The 23,705-nt window shown below is 67.2% G+C and carries 24 protein-coding genes; 7 read left to right on the top strand and 17 right to left on the bottom strand.

The features are described 5' to 3' along the window. Positions 1-3: 3 nt before the first annotated feature. From ACQKLX_RS14695 to ACQKLX_RS14685, 3 genes are read right to left on the bottom strand one after another with little or no spacing between them, the layout of a single operon-like run. The gene (locus ACQKLX_RS14695; protein WP_427362303.1) at positions 4-339 is read right to left on the bottom strand and encodes a DUF1491 family protein; all 336 of its coding nucleotides are present in this window, start codon (positions 337-339) and stop codon (positions 4-6) included. A gap of 16 nt (positions 340-355) precedes the next feature. After that, positions 356-892: a hypothetical protein gene (locus tag ACQKLX_RS14690; RefSeq protein WP_427362302.1), complete on the bottom strand. Its 537-nt coding sequence runs from the start codon at positions 890-892 to the stop codon at positions 356-358. A gap of 19 nt (positions 893-911) precedes the next feature. Further along, positions 912-2,717 carry a sensor histidine kinase gene (locus ACQKLX_RS14685; RefSeq protein ID WP_427362301.1) on the bottom strand — a complete coding sequence of 602 codons (1,806 nt, stop codon included), beginning with the start codon at positions 2,715-2,717 and terminating at the stop codon, positions 912-914. Positions 2,718-3,067: 350 nt separating this feature from the next. Between ACQKLX_RS14685 and ACQKLX_RS14680 the strand changes: the two genes are divergently transcribed. Continuing rightward, positions 3,068-3,349, top strand: coding sequence for a hypothetical protein (locus tag ACQKLX_RS14680; protein ID WP_427362300.1), 282 nt, complete (start codon positions 3,068-3,070; stop codon positions 3,347-3,349). Positions 3,350-3,441: 92 nt separating this feature from the next. Then, positions 3,442-3,867, top strand: coding sequence for a SufE family protein (locus ACQKLX_RS14675; RefSeq protein WP_427362299.1), 426 nt, complete (start codon positions 3,442-3,444; stop codon positions 3,865-3,867). On the opposite strand, the gene ACQKLX_RS14670 is transcribed toward ACQKLX_RS14675, so the two are convergent. The 3 genes from ACQKLX_RS14670 to ACQKLX_RS14660 all read right to left on the bottom strand — a co-directional run bounded on the left by ACQKLX_RS14670 (position 3,864) and on the right by ACQKLX_RS14660 (position 5,736). Further along, complete coding sequence (locus ACQKLX_RS14670; RefSeq protein WP_427362298.1) at positions 3,864-4,673, bottom strand: DUF6456 domain-containing protein; 810 nt, start codon at positions 4,671-4,673, stop codon at positions 3,864-3,866. The genes ACQKLX_RS14675 and ACQKLX_RS14670 overlap by 4 nt on opposite strands. Then, entirely contained in the window at positions 4,670-5,038 is a 369-nt protein-coding gene (locus tag ACQKLX_RS14665; protein WP_427362297.1) for a helix-turn-helix domain-containing protein, read from the bottom strand. The genes ACQKLX_RS14670 and ACQKLX_RS14665 overlap by 4 nt, the downstream gene beginning before the upstream one ends. Before the next feature lie 281 nt (positions 5,039-5,319). Further along, on the bottom strand, positions 5,320-5,736 hold the full coding sequence (locus tag ACQKLX_RS14660; RefSeq protein ID WP_427362296.1) for a Ros/MucR family transcriptional regulator: 417 nt from the start codon (positions 5,734-5,736) through the stop codon (positions 5,320-5,322). A gap of 396 nt (positions 5,737-6,132) precedes the next feature. On the opposite strand from ACQKLX_RS14660, the gene ACQKLX_RS14655 reads away from it, so the two are divergent. After that, positions 6,133-8,283, top strand: a complete 2,151-nt coding sequence (locus ACQKLX_RS14655) for a S9 family peptidase (RefSeq protein ID WP_427362295.1) — start codon at positions 6,133-6,135, stop codon at positions 8,281-8,283. Between the two features lie 39 nt (positions 8,284-8,322). Here the strand turns inward: ACQKLX_RS14655 and ACQKLX_RS14650 are convergent, their stop codons facing one another. Further along, a complete protein-coding gene (locus ACQKLX_RS14650; protein ID WP_427362294.1) occupies positions 8,323-9,756 on the bottom strand; it encodes a hypothetical protein in 1,434 nt (477 codons plus the stop codon). A 284-nt stretch (positions 9,757-10,040) separates the two neighbouring features. On the opposite strand from ACQKLX_RS14650, the gene ACQKLX_RS14645 reads away from it, so the two are divergent. Then, positions 10,041-10,640, top strand: coding sequence for a superoxide dismutase (locus ACQKLX_RS14645; protein ID WP_427362293.1), 600 nt, complete (start codon positions 10,041-10,043; stop codon positions 10,638-10,640). A gap of 66 nt (positions 10,641-10,706) precedes the next feature. Here ACQKLX_RS14645 and ACQKLX_RS14640 read toward each other — a convergent pair whose 3' ends face one another. Then, complete coding sequence (locus tag ACQKLX_RS14640; protein WP_427362292.1) at positions 10,707-12,413, bottom strand: methyl-accepting chemotaxis protein; 1,707 nt, start codon at positions 12,411-12,413, stop codon at positions 10,707-10,709. 122 nt (positions 12,414-12,535) lie between these two features. Continuing rightward, positions 12,536-13,363, bottom strand: a complete 828-nt coding sequence (locus ACQKLX_RS14635; protein ID WP_427362291.1) for a ChbG/HpnK family deacetylase — start codon at positions 13,361-13,363, stop codon at positions 12,536-12,538. 127 nt (positions 13,364-13,490) lie between these two features. On the opposite strand from ACQKLX_RS14635, the gene ACQKLX_RS14630 reads away from it, so the two are divergent. Next, positions 13,491-14,489, top strand: coding sequence for a glycosyltransferase family 2 protein (locus ACQKLX_RS14630; protein WP_427362290.1), 999 nt, complete (start codon positions 13,491-13,493; stop codon positions 14,487-14,489). A gap of 136 nt (positions 14,490-14,625) precedes the next feature. Then, positions 14,626-16,152, top strand: a complete 1,527-nt coding sequence (murJ, locus tag ACQKLX_RS14625; protein WP_427362289.1) for a murein biosynthesis integral membrane protein MurJ — start codon at positions 14,626-14,628, stop codon at positions 16,150-16,152. Positions 16,153-16,308: 156 nt separating this feature from the next. Here murJ and ACQKLX_RS14620 read toward each other — a convergent pair whose 3' ends face one another. The 4 genes from ACQKLX_RS14620 to ACQKLX_RS14605 all read right to left on the bottom strand — a co-directional run bounded on the left by ACQKLX_RS14620 (position 16,309) and on the right by ACQKLX_RS14605 (position 19,362). Next, complete coding sequence (locus ACQKLX_RS14620; protein ID WP_427362288.1) at positions 16,309-17,289, bottom strand: NAD(P)H-dependent flavin oxidoreductase; 981 nt, start codon at positions 17,287-17,289, stop codon at positions 16,309-16,311. Between the two features lie 6 nt (positions 17,290-17,295). Then, complete coding sequence (locus ACQKLX_RS14615; RefSeq protein WP_427362287.1) at positions 17,296-18,162, bottom strand: branched-chain amino acid aminotransferase; 867 nt, start codon at positions 18,160-18,162, stop codon at positions 17,296-17,298. Positions 18,163-18,329: 167 nt separating this feature from the next. After that, positions 18,330-18,647: an AzlD family protein gene (locus ACQKLX_RS14610; protein ID WP_427362286.1), complete on the bottom strand. Its 318-nt coding sequence runs from the start codon at positions 18,645-18,647 to the stop codon at positions 18,330-18,332. Further along, complete coding sequence (locus tag ACQKLX_RS14605; protein ID WP_427362285.1) at positions 18,634-19,362, bottom strand: AzlC family ABC transporter permease; 729 nt, start codon at positions 19,360-19,362, stop codon at positions 18,634-18,636. Before ACQKLX_RS14605 ends, ACQKLX_RS14610 begins: the two co-directional genes overlap by 14 nt. 127 nt (positions 19,363-19,489) lie before the next feature. On the opposite strand from ACQKLX_RS14605, the gene ACQKLX_RS14600 reads away from it, so the two are divergent. Further along, entirely contained in the window at positions 19,490-20,104 is a 615-nt protein-coding gene (locus tag ACQKLX_RS14600) for a 4'-phosphopantetheinyl transferase family protein (RefSeq protein WP_427362284.1), read from the top strand. A gap of 4 nt (positions 20,105-20,108) precedes the next feature. On the opposite strand, the gene ACQKLX_RS14595 is transcribed toward ACQKLX_RS14600, so the two are convergent. From ACQKLX_RS14595 to ACQKLX_RS14580, 4 genes are all read right to left on the bottom strand, one after another. Beyond that, positions 20,109-20,852, bottom strand: coding sequence for a TerC family protein (locus tag ACQKLX_RS14595; RefSeq protein WP_427362283.1), 744 nt, complete (start codon positions 20,850-20,852; stop codon positions 20,109-20,111). A gap of 21 nt (positions 20,853-20,873) precedes the next feature. Then, positions 20,874-21,578 carry a TerC family protein gene (locus ACQKLX_RS14590; protein ID WP_427362282.1) on the bottom strand — a complete coding sequence of 235 codons (705 nt, stop codon included), beginning with the start codon at positions 21,576-21,578 and terminating at the stop codon, positions 20,874-20,876. Positions 21,579-21,649: 71 nt separating this feature from the next. After that, on the bottom strand, positions 21,650-22,729 hold the full coding sequence (locus ACQKLX_RS14585) for a tartrate dehydrogenase (protein WP_427362281.1): 1,080 nt from the start codon (positions 22,727-22,729) through the stop codon (positions 21,650-21,652). Beyond that, positions 22,726-23,628, bottom strand: coding sequence for an alpha/beta fold hydrolase (locus ACQKLX_RS14580; RefSeq protein ID WP_427362280.1), 903 nt, complete (start codon positions 23,626-23,628; stop codon positions 22,726-22,728). Before ACQKLX_RS14580 ends, ACQKLX_RS14585 begins: the two co-directional genes overlap by 4 nt. Positions 23,629-23,705: the final 77 nt, after the last annotated feature.

Here is a 23,705-nt window from a genome sequence, read left to right as displayed (position 1 = left end):
AAGCTAGCTCTCGACGACGTCCAGTCGTGGATCGCCGGCGCGGTTCTCGATCTCGACCAGCCAGAGATCGCTGTCGAAGCGAAGCTCGCGTTCGACCCTGTCCTCGATTGCAAGCGGATCGGCATCGAGCACGAGCTGGAACCGCCGTTCGCCCTTCTCGTCCGCCAGCGCCTGCGGCGCCGGACCGTAGAGCGCGGCCGTGCCGTCGAGACGATCGAGCTTGACGAAGATCGCGCCGGCCTCGCGGGCGCCGCGCCGGCGCAGCACCGCGACAAGCCCGTCATGCGCGGCCCGACGCAGATAGGCCGAAACCCAGAAATCGCTGGTCAGGCGCGGCAAAGCAGGCGCCCGGACCTCAGCGCCGCGGCCCGCGGATATCCGCCGGCGGGCGGATGTCGGAGCCGTTGATCAGGTCGGCGATCGGATCACGCACCGCCGGCGGGGCGGCCGAGGCCGTGCGAGCCGGAGCCGCCTGCGCCTGGCGCGGCTGGGCGGGCGCAACCGGCGCCGGCGGGCGTGGCGCCGCATCACGAGTGGCCGGCGCCAGGGTGCCGGGCCGTGCCGGCGGCATCACCGCCTGCGGGGCGGGCGCGGGCTCGGCGAGCGCAGGAGGCTCGGCCCGGCGCGGCTCGGCCGTCCGCGCCGCAGATTGCGAGGGCGGCGACAGCATCGGCGCGGGATGACGGCCCTTCTGGAACAGCACGGCGTTCAGGACGATCAGCACCGATACGGCCGCAAAGAGCAGTACGAGCAGGCCGCGGCCCGGGCGGCGGGCGAGCCAGCGCAGCATCCGGGCCGGCATCGACGGCGCGGCGCGCCGGCCGGCAGGGCGGCGCACAGGCATCGACAGCGTCGCATCGGAACGGGCACGGGCGGCGAGCGTGGCTGACATGGGTCTTGAACTCTCAGGGTCAGGCGGTCAGGCGAATGGGTTGCTTGGTCTCGAGGCCCCGGCGTGGGGCGCGGGCGAAGGTCGCGATGCGGGCCGGCTCGCTCGCGGCGGCGACCCCGCCGATCGGCAGGCGGACGCCGACGCGGGTGCCGATACCAGGCGCGCTCTCGATGGTGAGCGTGCCGCCATGCAGGCCGACCAGACCGCGCACCACCGAGAGGCCGAGCCCGGTTCCGTCATGAGCACGGTCATAGGACGACTTGGCCTGGAAGAAGGGATCGCCCAGCCGCGGCAGATCTGCGGCGGCAATGCCGATGCCGGTATCGGAGACCGAGAGGTCGATCATCCCGCCATCTCGCACCAGAGCGAGCGTGACGCGCCCACCCGGCGGCGTGAACTTGATCGCGTTCGAGAGCAGGTTGAGCATCACCTGCTTCAGGGCGCGGCGGTCGCCAAGCAATTGCGGCAGATCCGGGCCGACGATCCGTTCGAGCGCGACCGTGCCGCTGCTCGCCTTGAGCGCGACGACGTTGCAGCAATCCTCGGCGAGCTCGGCCATGTCGAGCGCATCCTGCTCGATGGTCATCGCCCCGCTCTCGATTTTCGAGACATCGAGCAGCGTGTTGACGACGTCGAGCAGGTGATGGCCGGAATCATGGATGATCCTGGCGTATTCCTGCCGCTGCGCCGGGCTGAAGGAGGCGCCGATCTCGCCACTCAGCATCTCGGAGAAGCCGATGATGGCGTTGAGCGGCGTGCGCAGCTCATGACTGACCGTCGCCAGGAACTGGCCCTTGACGTCGCTCGCCTTCACCGCCTCGACGCGATCGCGCTCGCGCTCCTCGTCGATCGCGTGGCGATCGGTGACATCGCGACTGACGCAGACGACGGCGGCGCCGGCGCGCGGGCCGGTTTGCTCGATGCGCCGGGCGCTGAGATCGAGCCAGCGCACGACCGGGCTCGCGGCAGCCTGGCCATCGACGCCCGCCGGGACAAAGAGGACGCGGAAGCAGGCGCTGGCCCGGCCGCCGCCATGCGCGGCATCGCTCAACGCCTTGAGGAAGAGCGGCCTGTCGGCGATGTGGACGCGCTCGAACAGGCCACGGCCGAAGAGCTGGGCCGGTTCGGCCCCGGTCAGGCCGCGCGCGGCCTCATTGGCGAAGACGACGGAGCCGGCCGCATCATGCCAGGTGACGAGATCGCCGACATGTTCGAGCATCAATTGCGCCCGCGCATCGGAGGCGCGGTGCTCGCGCAATTCGTCGTCGCGGCGGTAGAGGAAGCCGATCGTGATCAGCGCGGCGTGCAGCACCGCCACCGCGGCGAATACCGGCATCGCCTGCCAGGTCCAGGCCGCCGGCTCCGCGATCGCGCCCGTCCCTTGCAGGGCGACGACGGTGCCGAGACCAATCACCGCGAGCGCGCTGGCGCGCGCCACATAAGGCCGTGAGCCGAAGAACATCGCCTCGGCCGGGACCGCCGCGAGCCAGATGAGCAGGGGCGAGGACGCCCCGCCGGTCAGGCAGGCGAGCGTGGTGATCAGCAAGGTCAGGGCAGCGCCGGAAATGCAGTGCGCGAGATCGAGACGGCCGGTGCGCGAGAGCAGGAACACCGCGAGCAGCGGCAGGGCCAGCGCGACGAGGACGAGCAGTTCGAGCGCACCGATGCGGCCGCGCCAGGCAATGTAGGCCGGCATCAGGCTGAGCGCCGCGATCGAGGCGGCAAGCCTGCTCAGCATGAAGCGCTCATGACGCATGCGCTCGAGCGAGTCGGCCAGCGCCGATGGGTGGACCATCGCCGCGACCTGCGCCCTCACCGCCGTCATCAAACTGGAAAACCGCAAACGCGCACCTCTGCCGGCCTCGGCGCTTTCGCCTCGCCTTGTTGTCCCGATCCTCGCGGCTGCCGTTTAAGCGGGGCTTAAAGCGAGGCGGCTCGAAACGAGGCAACATTTTGGCGCTCGGTGAAATAGCTTTTGTTTTTCAACAAATTGCGCGGATCGAGACACTCCGTGCCATGCCAAGCGGTTGTTGGCGGCAAGGTGAACGGAAGCTGAAGACGATGCGCCGCCTTTGATTCAAATCGAGGCTTTCCGCGACACGCGATCTTTCGATCCCCGCGCTATCGTCACGTCATTCACGGGCTGGGGAGCCTGGAACCGGACGGGGACGACAGATGGCCTATCTTCTGCGCAGCCTGGCGATCGTCGGCGTGATCGCGCTGAACTCGCCCGTGCATGGCACGAAGAGCGAGCCCGATGCGCTCGCAGTCGATGCCAAGGCGGCAATCGCGATCCTCGCCAAGATCGACCCCAAGGCGGCGCTGCAGGGCGCGACCAGCCTGCGCGAAGCGGCGGAAGTCCTGGCCGGGCTGGAGCCCGAGACCCGCGCCCGGGTCCTTGCACTGGCGGCGAACGCCGCGACCCGCGCCACCGAACCCCAGCCGCGACAGCGCTGAGACTTGACCTCCCCGCGCGGGAAGCCGAAGACGCTCGCCATCGCCGTCGCATTATCAGCGGCGGGATGAGGCGGAGGCCGATTGCGGAGTTCATGAGCGAGAGCCTCGACGAGATCGTCGCCAATTTCGAGCTGCTCGACGAGTGGGACGATCGCTACCGCTATCTGATCGAGCTCGGGCGCACGCTCGCTCCTTTGCCCGAGGAAGCGCATAGCGACGCCAACAAGGTGCGCGGCTGCGCCAGCCAGGTCTGGCTCGAGACCCGCACCGAGGGCGGCCCCGGCGAGACCACGCGCCTGTTTTTCCAAGGCGACAGCGACGCGCATATCGTGCGCGGGCTGGTCGCGCTCGCCATCGCCATCCATTCCGGCCATACGGCGCAGGAGATCCTGACGACCGACGCCTTCGCCATCTACGAGCGGCTCGGTCTGGCGGCGCACCTGACGCCGCAGCGCTCGAACGGCGTGCGCGCCATGATGGAGCGGATCAAGAACGACGCACGGGCTGCGCTCGTCTAGCTCCCAGAGCCCGGAGAGAACGGGATGGACGGGCGCGCATCGGGTGCGCGCCAGACAGCCCGGCGAGCCGAAGGATCCTCTCTTCCGCCCAGCCCATAGTGTTCGACCAGCGCCGACAGCGCCAACCGCAGCACGACCTTGGCCGAACGCGCCGGCCATTTGCGTTCGCGCTCGACCTGGTCGAGCCCCTTGAGGAAGCCGCAGACGTCGATCGCCAGGCCCGACAGTTCCGGGCCGAGGCGCTTGCAGGCGAGTCTGACGCGCTGGCGTGCCGCCAGGCCGGAATCGGACGCCTCGGCGGGTCCGCGCGCCGGCGCATGGGTTCCGGCAGCGAGGCCCGCATCCCAGTTGACCGTCACTCGCGGCAGCATTTGCGCCAATGTCAGATCGGCACGGAAGCGCTCGCCGGCAGCGAACTCGGACGTGGAAATCTGCGGCGCTCCGTCCTTTCCCGGGCGGCGATGGAGCCAGAGCAGCGGGCTCTCGCGCTCGTCCACGATGACCTCTTGCACCGCGCCATCGACCGTGACCGTCATTGTTGCACGCGGCCTTTCGATCTCGATGCCGGCAAGACGCAACCGCCGTCTCCCTGCTTCCGTCGACCAGGCGGCGAAGCCAGCCGCAACGAGAGCGTCCGCCTCGGCGGCTGGGACATAACCCGCCCCGAGCGTGGCTCCGCCCGCGCCGCGCCGGTAAAGCGCGATACGTCCGCAGCCCAACGGCGAATCGATCGCATAGGCGCCGGCTTCGCTCAGATGCCGCAGCAAGCGGGACGACGATTGGGGGCGGGCTTCACAAGCGCTCATCGTGCTGCCTCCCCGCCGCATCCGAGCTGCAAACCGCAGGCCAGCTGCATCACACCGGTCTCCAGCGCCGAGACGGCCAGGTCGAAGGCCGGCTGCTCGCGCCGATCCTCGACCTGGGCGCAGGCGTGACGCACGGTCGTGCGATCACGCTCGAAACAGGCGCCGACTTCGGTCAGCGTCAGACCGAAGCCGACATGCGTCAGATACATCGCAAGCTGGCGGGCGAAGGCGATCCTGCGTGGCCCGCGCCCGCTGCGCAAAGCACCCGCCGGCAATTGCAAGGCGCCGCAGACGGCAGCCTCGGCGAGCTGGGCCCGGCCGCTCCGCCGCATCGGGTCTGGCCGCTTGGCAATCATTGTGTTCATGATATGTTCCATTACGGGCATCGCCTCCCCGAATTCAACCGCGACGCCATAAGGTATATATTCCTATACAATCACGCCGCAAGCACAGAAGCGGCCATCCCGACAGGCTCCTGACAGTTTCGGGTTTGCGCGGCCTCCCGGGACGCTGCTGCCAGCACGATCGCTCGTCGAGCAACTCACCTGTCGGCCTTTGCCTGAGGCGCCCCAACAAAAAAAGCCGCCGGGCGAACCGGCGGCTTCACTACATCGGCGATGATGCAGCTTGGTCGGGAACAGACGGATCAGCGGCGCTTGCGGCGCTGCTGGCCGAGACCCATCTTCTTGGCGAGCTGCGAGCGCGCCTCGGCATAGTTCGGCGCGACCATCGGGTAGTCGGGCGGCAGACCCCACTTCTCGCGATACTGCTCCGGCGACATGTTGTACTGCGTGCGCAGATGGCGCTTCAGCGACTTGAACTTCTTTCCGTCCTCCAGGCAGATCAGATAATCGGCCGTGATCGACTTCTTCACCGCGACGGCAGGCTTGGGTGCCTCGACCGGAACAACCGGTGCAACGCCGCCAACGACACGGTTGAGCGCGGCGTGAACATCGCTGATCAGCGCCGGAAGTTCAGAGGCAGGAACAGAATTGTTCGACACGTAGGCGGAAACGATATCTGCCGTGAGCTCGATGAAATCGGAACCGTCTTGGTCAGCCATGATGGCGTTGCTCCATTGTTATATTGACCGGTCATAGCGGTGACTGCGCCCAGATCTGTTTCCAGGCGCGAGCGCCCTCTCTCATCTCCGCCGACGAACGGTCGAATTTCCGCCGGAATAGAATCATGCAAAACGGACCAGCCGGCACTCGTCTAAGCCATGCAGATCAATATCGCAAGTGGCCGAACAAGGATTCGAATACATTCGCCGAGACATATTATTGCTGATTTTATGGGCTCAGATCGTAACCATCGCGCTTTGCGCTGCAGCATTTGCGCCAAAAGGTTGTCCTTGTCAGTGTCTGCACCGACCTCTACCTGTCGTCATCGGCATAGACAAAACGATCCCGATCTAGATTCCGCTTAGAGGCGGTCTAACCGAGCTTGGAGACGAAGCATGACTAGCCCGCGCAGGATCGCCTCTCCGCCGGCTGCCGCCATCCGCCCGCAGAACCGCATAGTCCACGGCGTCACCTTGAGCGATGACTATGCCTGGCTCAGGGCCGAGAACTGGCGCGACGTGTTGCGCGACCCGGACACCCTGCCGGCCGAAATCCGGGCGCATATCGAGGCGGAGAACGCCTGGTGCGATACGTTGATGGCGCCGACGAAGGCGCTGCAGCGCACACTGATCAAGGAAATGCGCGGGCGGATCAAGGAAGACGACAGCGAACCGCCCCAGCCGGACGGCCCCTTCCTCTATTACAGCCGCTACCGGCGCGGCGGCGAGCATCCGCTGATCTGCCGCAAGCCGCGTGCGAACGAGAGCGACAAGGCCGGTGTCGAGCAGGTCATGCTCGACACCGATGCGCTCGCCGAGGGCAAGGAGTTCTTCGATCTCGGCGATGCCGAACACAGCCCCGACCACCGCCTGCTCGCCTGGAGCGCCGACGAGGCGGGTTCCGAGCTCTTTCTGATCCGCATCCGCGATCTCGCCACTGGCAAGGATTTGCCGGATGCGATCGCCGACACCTCTGGGGAGATGATCTGGGCCGCCGATTCCAGCGCTTTCGTCTATGTCGCGCTCGATGACGACCATCGTCCGACGCGCGTGCTGCGCCACCGGCTCGGCACGCCACAGAGCGAGGACGAGTTGCTTTACGAAGAGACCGATCCCGGCCTGTTCGCCGATATCGACCAGACCCAGTCGCGCCGTTTCCTGCTGATCTCGAGCAGTGATCACGAGACCTCGGAGGTCAGTCTGGTCGACCTTGCCGACAAGACCGGCAGGCCCAAGCTGATCGCGCCACGACTGGCGGGACGACAGTATAGTGTCGAGCATCACGGCGACGAGTTGTTGATCCTGACCAATGCCGATGACGCCGAAGACTTCAAGATCGTTCGGGCGCCGCTGGCCGATCCCTCGCCATCGAACTGGACCGATCTCGTGCCGCACAAGCGCGGCCGGCTGGTCCTGAGTCATATCTGCCTCGCCGACCGGCTGATCCGGCTGGAGCGCGAGGAAGGCTTGCCGCGCATCGTCATCCGCGACCTGAAGAGCGGCGCAGAGAGCAGCATAGCCTTCGACGAGGAGGCCTATGGGCTCGGCATCGATGCCGGCTACGAGTTCGAGACTGATCGCCTGCGCTTCATCTACGCCTCCATGGCTCGGCCGGCCGAGACCTATGACTATGACCTCGCCACTGGCGAGCGCACCCTGGTGAAGCGCCAGGAGGTCCCGTCCGGCCACGACCCCGAGGCCTATGTCGTTCGCCGCATCTTCGCGACGGCAAAGGACGGCGCCAGAGTGCCGGTCTCGCTGCTGCATCGGCGCGACCTGGAACTGGACGGCTCGGCGCCCTGCCTGCTCTACGGCTACGGCTCCTATGGCGCGGCGATGTCGGCCTCGTTCCGGACGCGTCCGCTCAGCCTGGTCGATCGCGGCTTCGTCTACGCCATCGCCCATATCCGCGGCGGCACCGACAAGGGCTGGGGCTGGTATCTCGACGGCAAACGCCAGAACAAACCCAACAGCTTCACCGATTTCATCGCCGCCGCCGAGATGTTGGCGGATAGGGGCTTCACCAGTCGCGGCCGCATCGTCGCGGAAGGCGGCAGTGCCGGCGGCATGCTGATGGGCGCGGTCGTCAATCTCGCGCCGGAGCTGTTCGCGGGCGTCATAGCCGAGGTGCCCTTCGTCGACGTGCTCAACACGATCCTCGACGAGAGCCTGCCGCTGACCCCGATGGAGTGGCCGGAATGGGGCGACCCGATCCGAGACGAGGCAGCCTTTCACACCATCCTGAGCTACTCGCCCTATGACAACGTCAAGGCGCAGGTCTATCCGCCGATTCTGGCGACCGGCGGGCTGGCCGATCCGCGCGTGACCTATTGGGAGCCGGCGAAATGGGTGGCGCGCCTGCGCGCGACCATGACCGGCGGCGGGCCGATCATGCTGCACACCAACATGGACGCAGGGCACGCAGGCGCTGCCGGGCGCTTCGATTCGCTCAAGGAAACCGCCCTCGCCTACGCCTTCGCCATCACAGCCGCGGGCGACGGCTGGAATGCGGTGACAGCAGGATCGGACCAGCGCGAAGCAAGCTGATCGGTACGTCTCGATTTTGGATAGGGACCGCTTTACCGATCAGTTCGCGCCGGATTCCAGCTTGTCCTTCTCATTGGCAAGATAGGTCTTCAGCTCGTCCATCGAGGCGAAGACATAGTCGCCATCCGGCGTGCGGGCATGGATCGAGCCGTCGGCGAACATCGTGAACTGCGTCTCGCCGACCTGATAGGCGCCGATCACGCCCTCGTCCGAGGCCGCCGGCTCCTCGCCGGGCTTGGGCTCAGCCATCGGCGGCCCTGCCTTCTCCACCGGCGGTGCGTCCACCGTGCTGGAAGCCGGTTCCGGGACCTCCTCCTCTAGGGGGGCTGACTCGGACTCCGCCGCTTTGGCTTCGACCTCTTCCGTCGGAGCGGACACGGTCTTCGCCTCATCCAACGAGACCTTGTCGGCGGCCTCGGTCTCGGCCTCGCCCAGAGCGCCGGGATCGCGTGGCTGCGTCACCGGCGGCCAGGGCCGTGGTGCCATCCAGTTCTCCGCCGTGTCGAGGGTATCGCGGTCGCGGCGCGGCGGCTCGATCTCGGGCGCATTGACGACGCCGACGAGCTGGTCACGCAGCGCGTTGAACTCGTCATCGACCGAGGCGGTTTCCTCGCGCGCCGAGCGGTCGATGCGCGGCCACCAAAGCTGGTCGTCCCGTGCCGGGACGAGCGCTGGCTCCTGCTTCTCGGTACCTGGCTCGTCTTCCGCTGGCTTGGCCTCAGACTCAGTCACGGAGCCGGCAGCGGTTTCGACCTCGTCGGCCTTTTCATCAGCCGATTGCTGCACCTCTTCAGTGTCGATAGAGAGCGGCAGCTCCGGCTCGTCATGCGGCTTGTCGACCTTTTCCTCGGCTTCGTTACCCGCGCCCCGCTCGTCCGGGCGGACGTCCGAGGGCGCGGCGTCGAGCACCGGAGAGGCCGGAGGCAGCAGCCAGTCGTCGAGGTCACCTGCCGTGACCGGGGGCGCTTGTGACGGCTCCGCGGCGATAGTCTCGGGCCGATCGACGTCAGCGCCGCCATCCCCCTCCGTCTCGTCGGCCTCACCCACCTTGTCGTCGGCCTTTGCCTGCGGCTCGTCCCGGGTCTTTGCCAAACCGATGAGCGCCCCGGTGGCAACGGCAGCCCCCGCGCCAGCCGCCAGCGTGGTCGCGATGCCGATGGAGCTCGTCCCGGTCGCAGGCGCCTTCTCGAGCATCGGTTCCGCGGGCGCCTCGCTCGGGAGGAGGCGTGCGTCGGCGCGCGACTCGGATAGCGCCGCCACCGCCATGGCGCCGCTGACCAGCCCCTTGAGCCGACGAATTTCGGCGAGCACAACCGCGAGCGCGAGCAGGATCAAGCCGGCGACCACCGACAGTCCTCCGAGGATGACTTCGGTGAAGCCGCGTTCCAGGACGCGATATGGCCAGCCATCGAAGATGGCATAGGCGCCGCCCGCCAGAAGGGCGAACCCGAGAACCACGAAAAGCCTGACCAACGCTTGCTCCTTTGAGGCCGAACGAGCTGCGACAGCTTGCCGCCTCGGCGGTTAACCTATCGATACCATCCGGTATTGCCAACCAAACGGACCCTGGCGGCACTCCCGCTGACGGTGCAAGGCTACCGTGCCGGATTTCTCAGGCGCCAGCGGTTGCCGCTGCCGGCCGAGGGGCTTAACTAACAGGCGAATGGCGGGGTGTTCCGCCGGGCAATCATTGCCCAAGCGTTGCGTCATCGCAGCCATTCTCACGTCGCGATTTCGACAGCCCAAGGAGAGGCCCCATGTCCTTTACCCTGCCCGATCTTCCTTATGCGCATGACGCCCTCCAGCCCTACATGTCGAAGGAGACGCTGGAATACCACCACGACAAGCACCATCTCGCCTACGTCAACAACGGCAACAACGCGATCAAGGGCACCGAATTCGAGGGCAAATCGCTCGAGGAGATCGTCAAGGGCTCCTACGGCAAGAACCCGGCCGTGTTCAACAATGCCGGCCAGCACTACAACCACCTCCACTTCTGGAAGTGGATGAAGCCGAATGGCGGCGGCAAGCTGCCGGGCGCGCTGGAGAAGGCGATCGTCGATTCCTTCGGTTCGGTCGACAAGTTCAAGGAAGACTTCGTCGCCGCCGGCGTCGGCCAGTTCGGCTCGGGCTGGGCCTGGCTCGAGGTCAAGGGCGGCAAGCTCGCCGTCAGCAAGACCCCGAACGGCGAGAGTCCGCTGGTCCATGGCGGCGCGCCGATCCTCGGCGTCGACGTCTGGGAGCACTCCTACTACATCGATTACCGCAACCGCCGCCCGGACTATCTCAAGGCCTTCCTCGAGAGCCTGGTGAACTGGGACTATGTCGCCGAGATGTATGACGGCGCCAAGGCCTGATCGCTGCGTTCCAATCGATGACAATGGACGGGGCCCGAAAGGGCCCTGTTTCGTTTGTGGGAGATATCAGGCGGCGACACGCTTGAGGAACTGATCGACGGTCGAATCGAGCCGCATCGCCTGGGCGGAGACCTCACCCGCGGCATGGCGGACCTGCTCGGCCGAGCGCCCGGTCTCCTCGACACTGTCGGCCAGCACGCTGAGGTCGCTGGAGACAGAGAGGGCCGAGGTGCTCGCCATGGCGACGCCGCTCGCGATCTCGCCGGTCGCGATCGCCTGTTGCTCGATCGAAGTCGCGACCGAATTGGCGAAGCTCTCGATCGCGCCCATGCGGCTGGCGATGTTCTGGATCGCGTCGACGACCTCGGTCGTCGCGCCCTGGATGGCGCCGACCTGGCTGACGATGCGGTCGGTCGCGTCGGCTGTCTGGGAAGCCAGGCTCTTGACCTCGGCTGCGACGACGGCGAAGCCGCGACCGGCCTCGCCGGCGCGCGCCGCCTCGATCGTTGCGTTGAGCGCCAACAGATTGGTCTGCGCGGCGATATCGCGGATCAGATTCACCACCTCGCCGATCGCCCGCGCCGTCTCGTCCAACGCCTGGACGGAGCCCGCCGTGTCGCGGGAGGCGGAGGCCGCCTCGACGATCTCGGTGCGGACACGGCGCACCTGGAACTCGACCTCGCGGATCGCCGCTCCCATCTCCTCGGCCGCCTGGGCGGCGTTCTCGACATTGACCGAAGCACCCTGCGAATTCTCGGCGGCGCGGGCTGCGCGCTCCGAGGATTCCGCCGCCACACGGGCCAGCCCGTCCGACGCCTCGCCCATCCGGTCGGCATTGCTCTTGAAGGCTTCGAGCGCGACGCCGACCTCGCCGCGGAACAGGGCGATCGCCTCCTCGGTGCGCTTCTGCTGGCGATGGCGTTCCGCTTCCGTCGTCAACTGCTGCTGTTGCAGGCTGGCCCGCTCGGCGAGGCGCAGCTTGAGCACACCGAGCGCCCGCGCGATCGCCCCGATCTCGTCCTGCCTGCCGGCCGCGTCGATCGGCGTGTCGAGCTTGCCGTCCGAGATGCCGACGATTGCCCGGGTCATGCTCTTCAGCGGCCGCATCGTCCGGGACAGCGAGATCCAGAGCAATGGCCCGAGCACGACGAGCAGGACGATGCCGATCCCGATCGTCAGGAACTGCTCCCAGGCCGAACGCGCGGTCAGCCTGGTCTTGTCGAAGCGCAGGGCGACATAGCCGATCTGCTTCTTGAAGCCACCGACCTTCACCGAGAGCAACTGCGTCACATAGGTCTTGTCCTCGAGCCGCAGCGTGTCCTGCTCGGCGAGCAGATCCCAGGCCTCCCGCCCGAGCGCCCGGGCGAGCCTGTTCGGCGTGAACGACAGCCGCGCCTCGTCGGTGCGGCCGGCGGTGGCCAGAGCGACGAGATCATCGGCGACGAAGCCGGCATCGAAATCGGGATCGCGCTTCAGCGATTCCAGAATGTAGCTCAAGGTGATGGTGTCGCGCGCCAGGATCAGCGGCGGCGCGGCATGGGCGATCATCGCCGTCAGCGACATCATCTTCTGCTCGAGATCGCCGCGCGTCTTGGCCTCGTTATAGCGAGCGGCGGCGATGACGACGAAGACGATCGCCACGGCGACGATGGCGACTGCGGCCCCGGCGATCTGGCTGCTGAGCGAGCGCATCACCCGCTCGACCTGGCCGATCTGCGGCGTGGTCGCCTGCGATCGCTGCGCCCGCGACTGAAACCAGGCCATCACGCTCATATTCCGCGGACTCCAGACACCGACATCCCCAGATGTCGGGACTGCCACTGCGCAAAGTGAACGAACGGGGTAAATTTTCGATTGCGTACGAACAGGCCTGCACGCAAGGCGACAGGGCGAAGCTAGCCAGCGGGAGCAAAACGGCCGATCCGCAACCCCTGTGGTGCGAAAGCCAGCAAGGCCGCATGTTCGAACGGCCGCGTCGCGACGACCGGATCGAGCGCGATCAGTTCGTCATCGACATGGCCGGGGTGGCACATCACCAGATGCGCCGGCCCCGGCTGGACGAGGAAGGCCGTGAGATCGTCGGCGAAATCGCGCCGGGGATCGAAGGGCGAGAAACCCGAGAAGCCCCGATTGGTCGGGATACCGCGCCGGGCCGCGGCGCGGCGCAGGCCGGTGGCGAGCCCAGCGACTGTCAGAGCCTTGCCGATGGCGACACCACGCGCCCGGATCGCAGCGAGGGAATCGGACGGGTCGCGCAGATAGACAGAACCGGCCGGGTACCGAGCCGCCAGCGCATCGAGCACCTGATGGCGGATACCGGGCAGGACGTGGACATGCTGGTGGCCGTCGACGAAATCGGGTGTCCGGCCGAGATGCTGCTCGAAAGCGTCGAGCTGGCGGACGATCTCAGCGGCAATCTCGGCACGCGCGGCGCTGGAACGCAGCGCCAGCGGCGCGAGCTCGCCGAGCTTCGGCAAGACGCCGGCCGGAGCCACCGTAGGCATGGCGGAGAGCGGCGTAGCGCAGGTCAGGTTGAGATGGAGGCCGAGATCGGCTCGGCCGGAGAAGGCCGCGAGCTCGCCGGACAGGCGCGGCCAATGCGGCCGATTGGTCATCGCCCCGGTCGCCGATAGCCGGCCGGCGGCAAGCAGCTCCAGAATCGAGCGACTGACGCCCTCGGTCATGGCGAAATCGTCGGCGCAGAGCACGAAGCTGCGGGTCATGCCGGCTGTTACCCCCTATTCATCAGCGCTGGTGTATGCAGCCTGCGGCTGGTTCCACAGCCCTAGCCGAGCAACGAGGGTCCTGAAAGCCTTGTCCGCGATTGCGCCCAGTTCCGCCTCCGCCACGATGCCGGCCGCTGCCCCGCGGCCGCAGCTCTCGATCGTGGTGCCGGTCTACAATGAGGCTGACAATCTCGCGCCGCTGATCGCCCGGCTCGAACCCATCCTCGATACAAACGCCACGTCCTGGGAGATCATCTGCGTCGACGACGGCAGCCGCGACGAGACGCTGGCCGCGCTGCGTGCTCTCAACGCGCAGGACAGCCGCATCCACGCCATCTCCTTCAGCCGCAATTTCGGCAAGGAGGTCGCGATCGCCGCCGGGCTCGACCACGCCAGCGGCGACGCCGTCGTGATCATGGACGCCGACCTGCAACATCCTCCGGAGGTGATCCCCACCTTCCTGGCGAAATGGCGCGAAGGCTTCCTCAACGTCTACGGCCAGCGCACCGATCGCGAGGGTGAGAGTCCGCTGAAGCGCAATTTCGCCAAGGCCTTCTACCGGCTCTTCGCCAGCTTCGGCGAGACCGAATTGCCGGAGGGCGCCGGCGACTTCCGCCTGCTCGACCGGCGCGTCGTCGAGGCGCTGCGGGCCCTGCCAGAGCGGGCGCGCTTCTCGAAGGGCCTTTATGCTTGGGTCGGTTTCCGGGCGACGGGCGTGCCCTTCGCGGTCGCCGACCGCGCCCATGGCGAGAGCAAGTTCCGCTTCCGCAAGCTGTTCAGCTTCGCCTTCGACGGAATCTCCTCGTTTTCGACCGTGCCGCTGAAGATCGCGACCTGGCTCGGCGTCGCGATCGCGATCGTCGCGACCCTCACCGGCCTCTACTTCATGGTCCGGACGCTGCTCTTCGGCACCGACCTGCCCGGCTTCCCCTCGCTGATCGTCTCGATCATGTTCTTTTCCGGCATCCAGCTGATCTCGCTCGGGATGATCGGCGAATATGTCGGCCGCATCTTCGCCGAGGTGAAGCGCCGGCCGCTCTATCTGGTCGGCGAGCGTGTCGGCTTCGACGCGAACGAGGAGGTCCCGCCGCGTAGCGAGACGCTGCCGCCGGGGGGCGGCTGACCGAGCGCCATCGCGAGGTGCATAGTGAAGCAATGACGGGGACGACGCTTCCCGCACGCTGGACCATCCCCCGCGACGCAGCTATGCGGCTAGGCTCTGGTCCGGCCTGCCGACTCCGGCGGCCCCGAGTGGCGCGATGCTGAGAAAGATCCTCTCCGTCAGCGGCTTCACGCTGCTCTCGCGGCTGTCCGGCTTTCTGCGGGATACCGTACTGGCAGCCACGCTCGGCGTGAGCGGGCTGATGGACGCGTTCTCGGTGGCCCTGCGCCTGCCGAACCATTTCCGCGCCATATTCGGCGAAGGCGCCTTCAACCAGGCCTATATCCCGGCCTATAGCCGCATCCGCGAGAAATCGGGCGATGTCGCCGCGACGCAGTTCTCGAACCGCGTCTTCTCGCTCAACCTGATCGTCCAGCTCGTGCTGCTCGGACTCGCCATCCCATTCATGCCGGAGCTGGTGCGGCTGCTCGCGCCCGGATTCGCCAACGATCCCGTCCGCTTCGACCTCGCCGTAGCGCTGACGCGGATCACCTTCCCCTATCTGCTCTTCGTCACCCTGGTGACGCTGCTCTCGGCCAATCTCAACGCCGTCGACCGCTTCGCGGCGGCAGCGGCAGCGCCGATCCTGCTGAATGTCTGCCTGATCGGGGCGCTCTTCATCGCCTTCCTGTTCCCAAGCGCGGCCCATGCCGCCGCCTGGGGCGTCGCCATCGCCGGCGTGCTGGAATGGCTACTGCTCTGGATTGCTGCGCGGCAGGCGGGCGTCTCGGCAGCTCTGACCCGGCCCCGCCTCGACGGCGAGGTGAAAGGCTTCTTCAAGGCGTTCGGGCCGGCAGTGATCGGCTCGGCCGGCGTGCAGATCGCCCTCTTCGCCGACACGATCATCGCGTCGCTGCTGCCGGCCGGCGCCTATTCGGCTCTGTACTATGCCGAACGCCTCTATCAGCTGCCGCTCGGTGTGATCGCGATCGGCGTCGGCACCGTGCTGCTGCCGACGATGAGCCGCGCCATCGCGAACGGCAATGAAACCAGGGCGGAAGCGGCGCAGAACCGCGCCATCGCGCTGACGCTCGTCGCTGCCGCGCCTTTTGCCGCCGCCTTCCTTGCCATCCCCGAGCTGATCGTCGCGGCGCTGTTCGAGCGCGGCCGCTTCGACGACGCGGCGACGCAGGCCGCCGGCGCGGTGCTGTTCGCCTATGCGATCGGCCTGCCGGCGATCGTGCTGATTCGCGCCCAGGTCTCTAGCTTCCAGGCGCGCGGCGACACGACGACGCCGATGCTGGTCTCGCTCGCCGCCATCGCCGCCAATGTCGGGCTGAAGCTCCTGCTGTGGAGGAGCCACGGCGCACCCGGCCTCGCCTTCGCCACGGCCTGCGGCGCCTGGATCAATCTCGGCGCGCTCTACGGACTCGCACTGAAGCGCGGCTGGACCAATCCCGATCGCGCCCTGCCGCTATTGATCCTGATCGTCGGCGTCGCCGCCGGCTTCGCCGCGCTGGTCGCGCGCCTGCTGGCCGAGCCGCTCTACAGCCTGCTGATCAGCTTCCCTTACGAGCCGCGCCTGATCGCGCTCGCCATCCTCAGCCTGGTGGCTGCCGGCATCTATGGCGTGGTGGCGCTTGGAGGATTGAGGTCGGCGGGGCTCTGGCGGCTGCTGCGATAGGGGCGATCGTCATTCCGGGATTTCGCGCAGCGAAAGGCCCGGAACCCATGACCACGACAGCCCGGGGAAAACGCCGTCATTGCGCAATGGCCGCAAGGACGGTGTTCATGGGTTCCGGGCTCAGGCCTTCGGCCTGCCCCGGAAAGACGGCGTGGCTCAGCCGCGAGCCAGCCCGGCGCCCGCCTTCAGCCGGCCGGCCGCCTCATCCACCATGCGTGCGACGATCTCGCCGGCCGCGGGGATGTCCGAGATCAGGCCGGCCGCCTCGCCGAAGACCACCGCCGCCTTGTCCGGATCACCAGCGATGAAGGCCTCGCGATAGGCGGGTGCTTCCGCTTCGATCGCGGCCCGCAGCTCGGCGTCGCGACCGCGCCATCGGGCGATGAAGGCGTTGTCGCTGACGCGGATGTCGAAGGGGTGCGGCCAGTCGAGCCGGCGAGCGATGTCGGGAAGCGCGGAGCGCACCGTCTGGTCCCCCGTCGCTGCGACGGCTGCGGCGTGGTGGTTGGGATGGACCAACGCCTCGCGGCTGGCCCAGAAGCGGGTACCGACCAGCACGCCGTCGGCTCCCAGCATCAGCGCCGCGGCCAGACCGCGCCCATCGGCGATACCGCCGGCAGCGAGCAGCAATGTGTCCGGGCTCTCGCGCGCCAGCAGATCGGCGACCTCCGGCACGAGCGGCAGGGTGCCTCGGGCATGACCGTGCCCGCCGGCTTCTGCGCCCTGCGCCACGATGATCGCGGCCCCCGCTGCCAACGCTGTCTGGACATGCGCCAAGCTCTGGCACTGGCAGATCAGGGGCACGCCAGCCGCTGCGATCTCGCTCGCGAAGGGCGTGGGATCGCCGAAGGAGAGCATCAGCGCCGCCGGCTGGCGCGCCAGCACTTCGCCGAGCAGATGCGGCCGCTTCGCCAGCGACCAGGTGATGAAGCCGCAGCCGGTGCGGGTATTGCCGGCAGCGGCATATTGCGTCGTGAGCCAGCCGGCGTCGCCATAGCCACCGCCGATCAGGCCAAGGCCGCCGGCGCGGGTCACGGCGGCGGCGAGCGCCCCGCCGCCCGCCAGAGCCATCGGCGCCGAGAGGATCGGATGCTCGATCCCGAGGCGCTCGGTCAGACGGGTGGCGAGCCGGGCCATCGGGCCTCAGGCGCCCTTGCTGTGGGCGAAGTCCATGTAGAGCTCGCGCGCCTTGCGGAACATCGGGCCGGGCTGCAGCTCGCGATCGTCGATCTTGTAGATCGGCATCACCTTCGAATAGTTGCCGGAGGAGAAGATCTCGTCGGCCTGCTCGAAATCCTCATAGCGCAGCGTCGTCTCCTCGACCGGGACGCCGGCCTGACGCAGCAAGCCGATGGTGCGCTGGCGGGTGATGCCATTCAGGAAGGTGCCGTTCGGGGCCGGCGTCTTCACCACGCCGTCCTTGGCGAGGAAGATGTTGGAGGTGCCGGTCTCCGCGACATTGCCGAGCATGTCGAGCACGAGCGCGTTGTCGAAGCCCCTCGCCTTCGCCTCGCGCAGGACGCGGGCGTTGTTGGGATAGAGGCAGCCGGCCTTGGCGTCGGTCGGCGCATTCTCCAGGGTGGGGCGACGGAAGGCGCCCTTGGTCACCGAGAAGCCCTTGCCGGGATCGCCCATCGCGGCCTCGAACAGGCAGAGCGCGAACTGGGTCGAGTCGGGATCACCGATGATGGTCGAGGGGCCGTCGGCCTCGGCCCAGTACATCGGCTTGATATAGAGCGCGGTGCCGCCTGCGAATTTCTTCACGCCTTCGGCGGTCTTGGCGATGATCTCTTCAGCCGACATGGTCGGCTTCAAGCCGAGCGCCAGGGCAGAGCGATTGACGCGTGCGGCATGCCGGTCGAGATCGGGCGAGACGCCGTCGAAATGGCGGGCGCCGTCGAAGACCTGGGAGGCCTGCCAGGCGGCATGGGTGCGCGGCCCCATGATGCCGGGGTTGCCTTCGCGCCACTCACCGTCGAACCATGTCCACGTCTGCGAATACCAGGCCATCATGCGCTCCGATTGGTGAGGGTTGCTGGCCGGCACCGTCTGCCGCAGGCAAAGCCGCGTCAACACGCCAGCGAACGATTGCTGTGATGGGTGCGATCGCAGCCGGTGATGGATCGCCGTATCAGGCTCAAAATACGCAACGCGACCTGCGTGGTCGCGCCCCGGCTTCAGAAGCCAGCAGCGCGCATCAGCGCGACCACCACCATGCCGACGAGCAAGGCAAGCAATTCGCTGCGCCTGATCACCATGCTGGCGATCGCCGCCAGCAGAGCGAGGCCCGCGGCGAGGCCGAGCCGCTCGATCAGCGGCAGCACGGTCGCAACCACGATCGAGCCCGGCAGAGCCGCAAGCCCGCGCCGCACCCGCGGCGTCAGCGGGATGAAGCTCATCAGCACGACGCCGGAGATGCGACAGAAATAGGTCGCCAGCGCCATGCCGAGGATGGCGAGATAGGGGCCCCAGCTTCCAGGCTCAGGAGGGGTCATCGAGGAAGGCTCCTGCCACGGCGCCGGAGAGCGCACCGACGATGATGAAGGCGTAGCCGTCGACGAGACGCGCGGTGACCAGCGCAACGATGCCGGCGACGATCCAGGGCAGAGCCGCGCGCTTGCCGCGCCAGAGCGGCACGATCATCGCCGCAAAGAAGATCGGCATGACCATGTCGATGCCGTATTTGCGCGGGTCGGTGACGAGGGCGCCTAGCAGATGGCCAGGAATCGTCATCAGAACCCAGACGACCCAGAGCGCGAGGCCAGCGCCAAGCACGACGCCGACATCGCGTCCCCCCTCGCCGTGATAGCGCGTGCCCACCAGCCAGTTGGCGTCGGTGAAGAAGGAGAGCTGGAAGGCGGTCACGAACCAGGGATAGCGCGAGAACCAGGGCTGCAGCGATGCAGCCTGCAGGATGGTGCGGGCGTTGACCGTCGCGGTGACGAAGGCGAGCGCGACGATGGCTCCCCAGGTCCATTCCGGGCGCCAGAGCTCCATGGCGACGAGCTGGGAGACGCCGGCATAGACCAGCGCGCTCATCAGTACCGCCTCGAACAGGCTAAGGCCCTTGGCCGAGGCGGCAGCACCGAAGGCGACCGCGAAGACGACGACGCCCGGCATCAGCACGGAGACGCGGCGCAGGCCGAGCAGCATGCCGGCAAGGGTGAGCTGGGCTGCAGGATGTGGTTCGGATTTCGCTTCGGAAGCCATATCGTCCTCGAACCGGTTTCCTGATGTTGCGTCAACGCCTTGCAAGCTCCGGGCCTGCATGAGCCTGGCGCAGGGCGGGCCGGGCCCTCTCCTTCCGCAGAAGGGCCTGCTGCACTAGAACCGCGACATGCTCTGGCTCTCCTCCGTCGACGAGACCGCCCCCGCCCTGCCGGCCGCCTGGCTGATCGCGACCGACGCGCAGCCCGCGAGCCTGCCGGAGCGCTCGAAGCTGCGACGTTCGCTGGCGCGCAAGCTGCTGGCCCGCCAGTTCGCTCTAGCCGAAGATGCTGTCGAGATCGGGCATGAGCCGGCGGGACGGCCGCTGATCCTTCGCCCTTGCGGCTCCGATCTGCATTTGTCGCTCGCGACGCGCTCGGGCCTCGTCGCGGTCGCAATCGCGGATCGCCCCGTCGGCATCGATGTCGAGCGGTTCGCCACCGGCAGCGAGCCACCGCTCGCCGTGCTGCATCCCGATGAGCGGCGCCAGCTGGAGAACCTGGCCGTAGCCACGCGACCCGAGGCATTCGCTCGGCTCTGGAGTGCGAAGGAAGCCTATGTGAAGGCGCTCGGCACCGGCTTCTCCCGTGCGCCCGAGAGCTTTTCGGTGCAACTCGACGGCGCAGAGCGTTTCACCGTCACCGACGAGAAGAATGGCCGCCGAGCCGCTGGCGTCATCCGGCTCACGAAAAACGGCGGCCATGAGACCATGGCCGCCGCGTTCATCGTTCTCGATCAAGCCTGATTTTTCAGCCAGGCTGATCGACCGGCTTCTTCTTCAGGAGGTAGCCGGCGACGACGACGATCAGTGCGCCGAGCGTCGCTGCCGTATAGAACGGCACCTTGGCGGGCAGGAGACCGATCGGGTTGGTGTCGGAGACCGGCACGCTCACGACCCAGTTCGGCATGTTCGCCTGCAGCCATTGCAGCACCGCCAGGTCACCAAGCAGCATCTCGCCGGCGATCCAGCCGAGCAGCGCCGCGCCGAGCCAGATCAGAATCGGGAAGCGTTCGAGAACCGTCGAGAGCAAACGGGCACCGTAGACGATCAGCGGGATGGTCAGCAGCAGGCCGAAGATGAAGAGTTCGAAATGCCCCCGCGCCGCGGCGGCGATGGCGAGGACGTTGTCGAGGCTCATCACCGCATCGGCGATCGCAATGGTGCGCACCGCCTTCCACAGGTTGTCGGAGGCCTCGATGTCGCCATGCGCCTCTTCCTCGCCCTTGGCGAGCTTGATCGCGATCCAGAACAGCAGGAGCGCGCCGACCACCTTCAGGAAGGGAACGGCGAGCAGGTAGGTGACGACCACCGCGAAGATGATGCGCAGGCCGACGGCAGCGCCAGCGCCGAGCAGGATGCCGACCTTGCGCTGCTTCTCCGGCAGCGAGCGCACCGCGAGGGCGATGACGACCGCGTTGTCGCCGGAAAGCAGGAGGTCGATCCAGATGATCTGGAGCAGCGACGTCCAGAATGCGGAAGATGAGAAGTCCATAGGTCGGTCGGCCCCTTGTTTTTAGTGTGCCGGATCTGGCCGGCGATGCTTGAGGAAGTAGCCGAGCCCGAGCACCAGGACGGCGCCAAGGATCGCGGCGGGGTATTCGAGCTGGTGAGACAGCGTCTCGCCGAGCTTGCCGATCAGCCACGGGTCGCTCTCGAACATCTCGCCAGCGACCCAGCCGAGCAGGCCGGCGCCAGCCCAGACCAGCACCGGGAAGCGCGTCAGCAGCGAGGTGATCAGCGAGGCGCCGAGCACGATCAGCGGGATCGAGATGATCAGGCCGCCAACCAGCAGAGGGATCGAATCCTTGGCGACCGCGGCGATGGCGAGCACGTTGTCGAGGCTCATGACGATGTCGGCGATGGCGACGGTCTGCACCGCCTTCCAGAGCTTGCTGCTGGCGGCGACCGCGTTCTCGTCGCCCTCGCCATCCTCGATGATCAGCTTGACCGCGATCCAGACGAGCAGGAGCGCGCCGACGATGTGCAGGAACGGCATGTTGAGGAGGGAGGCGATCAGCACCGTGAAGACGACGCGCAGCAGCACCGCGACGCCTGCGCCGAGAGCGATGCCCTTGGCGCGCTGCTCGGGAGCCAGAGCCCGGCAGGCGAGCGCGATCACCACCGCATTGTCGCCCGACAGCACGATGTTGAGCGCGATGATCTCGAAGAGCTTGCCCCAGAGCGCCGGGTCGAGCAGCGAAAACGTCAGATCGGGCACCTTGCCTCCCCCTTAAGTCTTACGTCTTTTTCGGCGCCGACCACTGCTTGTGGTCAGCGCCGGCCTTGTCGTCAACCCAGCGCCTGCTCGATCGCCTTGCCGGCGGCCTCGGTATTCAGGCTGCCACCGAGATCGCGCGTGCGGGTGCGCGCGTCGCCGAGCGCCCGCTCGATCGCCGCCTCGATCCCCTTAGCCGCCTCGTGCTCGCCGAGATGGTCGAGCATCATCGCCCCCGACCAGATCTGACCGACGGGATTGGCGATGCCCTGCCCGGCAATGTCCGGCGCCGAACCGTGCACAGGCTCGAACAGGGATGGGAATTCGCCGGTCGGGTTGATGTTCCCCGACGGCGCGATGCCGATCGTGCCGGTGCAGGCCGGGCCGAGATCGGAGAGGATGTCGCCGAACAGGTTCGAGGCGACAACCACGTCGAAGCGGTCGGGATTGAGCACGAAATGCGCGGTCAGGATGTCGATATGGTACTGGTCGACCGTGACGTCGGGATAGCTCTTGGCCATCTCCTTCACCCGCTCGTCCCAATACGGCATGGTGATCGAGATGCCGTTCGACTTGGTCGCCGAGGTCAGCTTCTTGCGCGGCCGGCGCTGCGCAAGCTCGAAGGCGTATTTGAGCACGCGATCGACGCCGACGCGGCTCATCACCGTCTCCTGGATGACGATCTCGCGCTCGGTGCCGGCATACATGCGCCCGCCGACCGAGGAGTACTCGCCCTCGGTGTTCTCGCGCACGACGAAGAAGTCGATATCGCCGGGCTGGCGGCCGACCAGCGGCCCGGGCACGCCCGGCATCAGCCGCACGGGACGCAGATTGACGTACTGGTCGAACTCGCGCCGGAACAGCAACAGCGAGCCCCAGAGCGAGATATGGTCCGGCACCTGGGCGGGCATGCCGACGGCGCCGAAGAAGATCGCATCGTGGCCGCCGATCTTCTCCTTCCAGTCGTCCGGCAGCATCTTGCCGTGCCTGGCGTAGTAGTCGCAGGAGGAGAAATCGAACTCGTCGAACCGCAGCTCGAAGCCGTATTTCTTCGCGGCCGCCTCGAGCACGCGCAGGCCCTCGGGCATGACCTCCTTGCCGATGCCGTCGCCGGCGATGGCGGCGATGCGGTAGACGCGATTGGTGCGGCTCATGTGTGTTCTCCGAAGAAGGCCGAGAATTCGGCGACGACGAGATCGGGGATCTCCTCCGCCAGATAATGCCCGCCCGGCAGGGCTCGGCCTTGGACGTTTTCCGCGCGCTCACGCCAGAGCGCCAGCACATCGAAGCATTTTCCCACAGCGCCGCGCTCGCCCCACAGCGCCAGCAGCGGGCACGCGACCCTTCTGCCGCCATCGGCATCGTCATGGGCGATGTCGATCGTCGCCGCCGCGCGATAATCTTCGCAGCTGGCATGGATCATCGCGGGATCGCGAAAGCAGCGGAGATACTCATTGAGCGCCGCCGGCTCGAACAGCTTCATGTCGGAGGCGCGCCGGCTCGTCCAGTAGAACTCCGGATCGGCCTCGATCATGCGCTCCGGCATCGGCGCCGATTGGATCAGGAAGAACCAGTGCCAATAGGCGCGAGCGAAGGCATCGGTGGTGTCGCGATACATCTCGCGCGTCGGCGCGATGTCGAGCGTCGCCAGCTTCAGCACCCGCTCGCTATGATCGAGCGCCAGCCGGTGCCCGACACGGGCGCCGCGATCATGCGAACCGACGAGGAAGCGCCCATGCCCGAGCGCGCTCATGACCTCGGCCATATCCTGCGCCATCGCGCGCTTGGAGTAAGGTGCGTGATCGGCCGCGCTCGGCGGCTTTTCGGAATCGCCGTAGCCGCGCAGGTCCGGGCAGATCAGGGTGAAACGCTCAGCCAGTTGCGGAGCGACCCGCCGCCACATGATGTGCGTCTGCGGGTAGCCGTGGAGCAGGAGCAGCGGCGGCCCCTCCCCGCCGGTGCGAACGCGAACGCGCGCACCGGTCGTCGCGACGTCGAGCAACCGGAAGCCGGGAAACAGATCGTCCGCGACAGGGAGCTCGGTCAGCGACATCAGGCCTCTCGGATTGCAACAATCAGAGCCGATACCCGGATTTTCAAACGATTTCTTGCGTCGATTATTTCATAATT

This window comes from Allobosea sp. NPDC003192 (assembly GCF_050275675.1).
GTDB lineage: Bacteria > Pseudomonadota > Alphaproteobacteria > Rhizobiales > Beijerinckiaceae > Allobosea.
The sequence above is the reverse complement of the archived record's forward strand: the minus strand, read 5'-3'. Positions and strand labels throughout refer to the sequence as shown.

What these genes read in the sequence shown, in the direction of transcription:
- ACQKLX_RS14690 (WP_427362302.1), bottom strand. Translation starts at nt 892, where the DNA reads ATGTCAGCCACGCTCGCCGCCCGTGCCCGTTCCGATGCGACGCTGTCG.
- ACQKLX_RS14685 (WP_427362301.1), bottom strand. Translation starts at nt 2,717, where the DNA reads ATGACGGCGGTGAGGGCGCAGGTCGCGGCGATGGTCCACCCATCGGCG.
- ACQKLX_RS14680 (WP_427362300.1), top strand. Translation starts at nt 3,068, where the DNA reads ATGGCCTATCTTCTGCGCAGCCTGGCGATCGTCGGCGTGATCGCGCTG.
- ACQKLX_RS14675 (WP_427362299.1), top strand. Translation starts at nt 3,442, where the DNA reads ATGAGCGAGAGCCTCGACGAGATCGTCGCCAATTTCGAGCTGCTCGAC.
- ACQKLX_RS14670 (WP_427362298.1), bottom strand. Translation starts at nt 4,673, where the DNA reads ATGAGCGCTTGTGAAGCCCGCCCCCAATCGTCGTCCCGCTTGCTGCGG.
- ACQKLX_RS14665 (WP_427362297.1), bottom strand. Translation starts at nt 5,038, where the DNA reads ATGAACACAATGATTGCCAAGCGGCCAGACCCGATGCGGCGGAGCGGC.
- ACQKLX_RS14660 (WP_427362296.1), bottom strand. Translation starts at nt 5,736, where the DNA reads ATGGCTGACCAAGACGGTTCCGATTTCATCGAGCTCACGGCAGATATC.
- ACQKLX_RS14655 (WP_427362295.1), top strand. Translation starts at nt 6,133, where the DNA reads ATGACTAGCCCGCGCAGGATCGCCTCTCCGCCGGCTGCCGCCATCCGC.
- ACQKLX_RS14645 (WP_427362293.1), top strand. Translation starts at nt 10,041, where the DNA reads ATGTCCTTTACCCTGCCCGATCTTCCTTATGCGCATGACGCCCTCCAG.
- ACQKLX_RS14640 (WP_427362292.1), bottom strand. Translation starts at nt 12,413, where the DNA reads ATGAGCGTGATGGCCTGGTTTCAGTCGCGGGCGCAGCGATCGCAGGCG.
- ACQKLX_RS14635 (WP_427362291.1), bottom strand. Translation starts at nt 13,363, where the DNA reads ATGACCCGCAGCTTCGTGCTCTGCGCCGACGATTTCGCCATGACCGAG.
- ACQKLX_RS14630 (WP_427362290.1), top strand. Translation starts at nt 13,491, where the DNA reads ATGCCGGCCGCTGCCCCGCGGCCGCAGCTCTCGATCGTGGTGCCGGTC.
- murJ (WP_427362289.1), top strand. Translation starts at nt 14,626, where the DNA reads ATGCTGAGAAAGATCCTCTCCGTCAGCGGCTTCACGCTGCTCTCGCGG.
- ACQKLX_RS14620 (WP_427362288.1), bottom strand. Translation starts at nt 17,289, where the DNA reads ATGGCCCGGCTCGCCACCCGTCTGACCGAGCGCCTCGGGATCGAGCAT.
- ACQKLX_RS14615 (WP_427362287.1), bottom strand. Translation starts at nt 18,162, where the DNA reads ATGGCCTGGTATTCGCAGACGTGGACATGGTTCGACGGTGAGTGGCGC.
- ACQKLX_RS14610 (WP_427362286.1), bottom strand. Translation starts at nt 18,647, where the DNA reads ATGACCCCTCCTGAGCCTGGAAGCTGGGGCCCCTATCTCGCCATCCTC.
- ACQKLX_RS14605 (WP_427362285.1), bottom strand. Translation starts at nt 19,362, where the DNA reads ATGGCTTCCGAAGCGAAATCCGAACCACATCCTGCAGCCCAGCTCACC.
- ACQKLX_RS14600 (WP_427362284.1), top strand. Translation starts at nt 19,490, where the DNA reads ATGCTCTGGCTCTCCTCCGTCGACGAGACCGCCCCCGCCCTGCCGGCC.
- ACQKLX_RS14595 (WP_427362283.1), bottom strand. Translation starts at nt 20,852, where the DNA reads ATGGACTTCTCATCTTCCGCATTCTGGACGTCGCTGCTCCAGATCATC.
- ACQKLX_RS14585 (WP_427362281.1), bottom strand. Translation starts at nt 22,729, where the DNA reads ATGAGCCGCACCAATCGCGTCTACCGCATCGCCGCCATCGCCGGCGAC.
- ACQKLX_RS14580 (WP_427362280.1), bottom strand. Translation starts at nt 23,628, where the DNA reads ATGTCGCTGACCGAGCTCCCTGTCGCGGACGATCTGTTTCCCGGCTTC.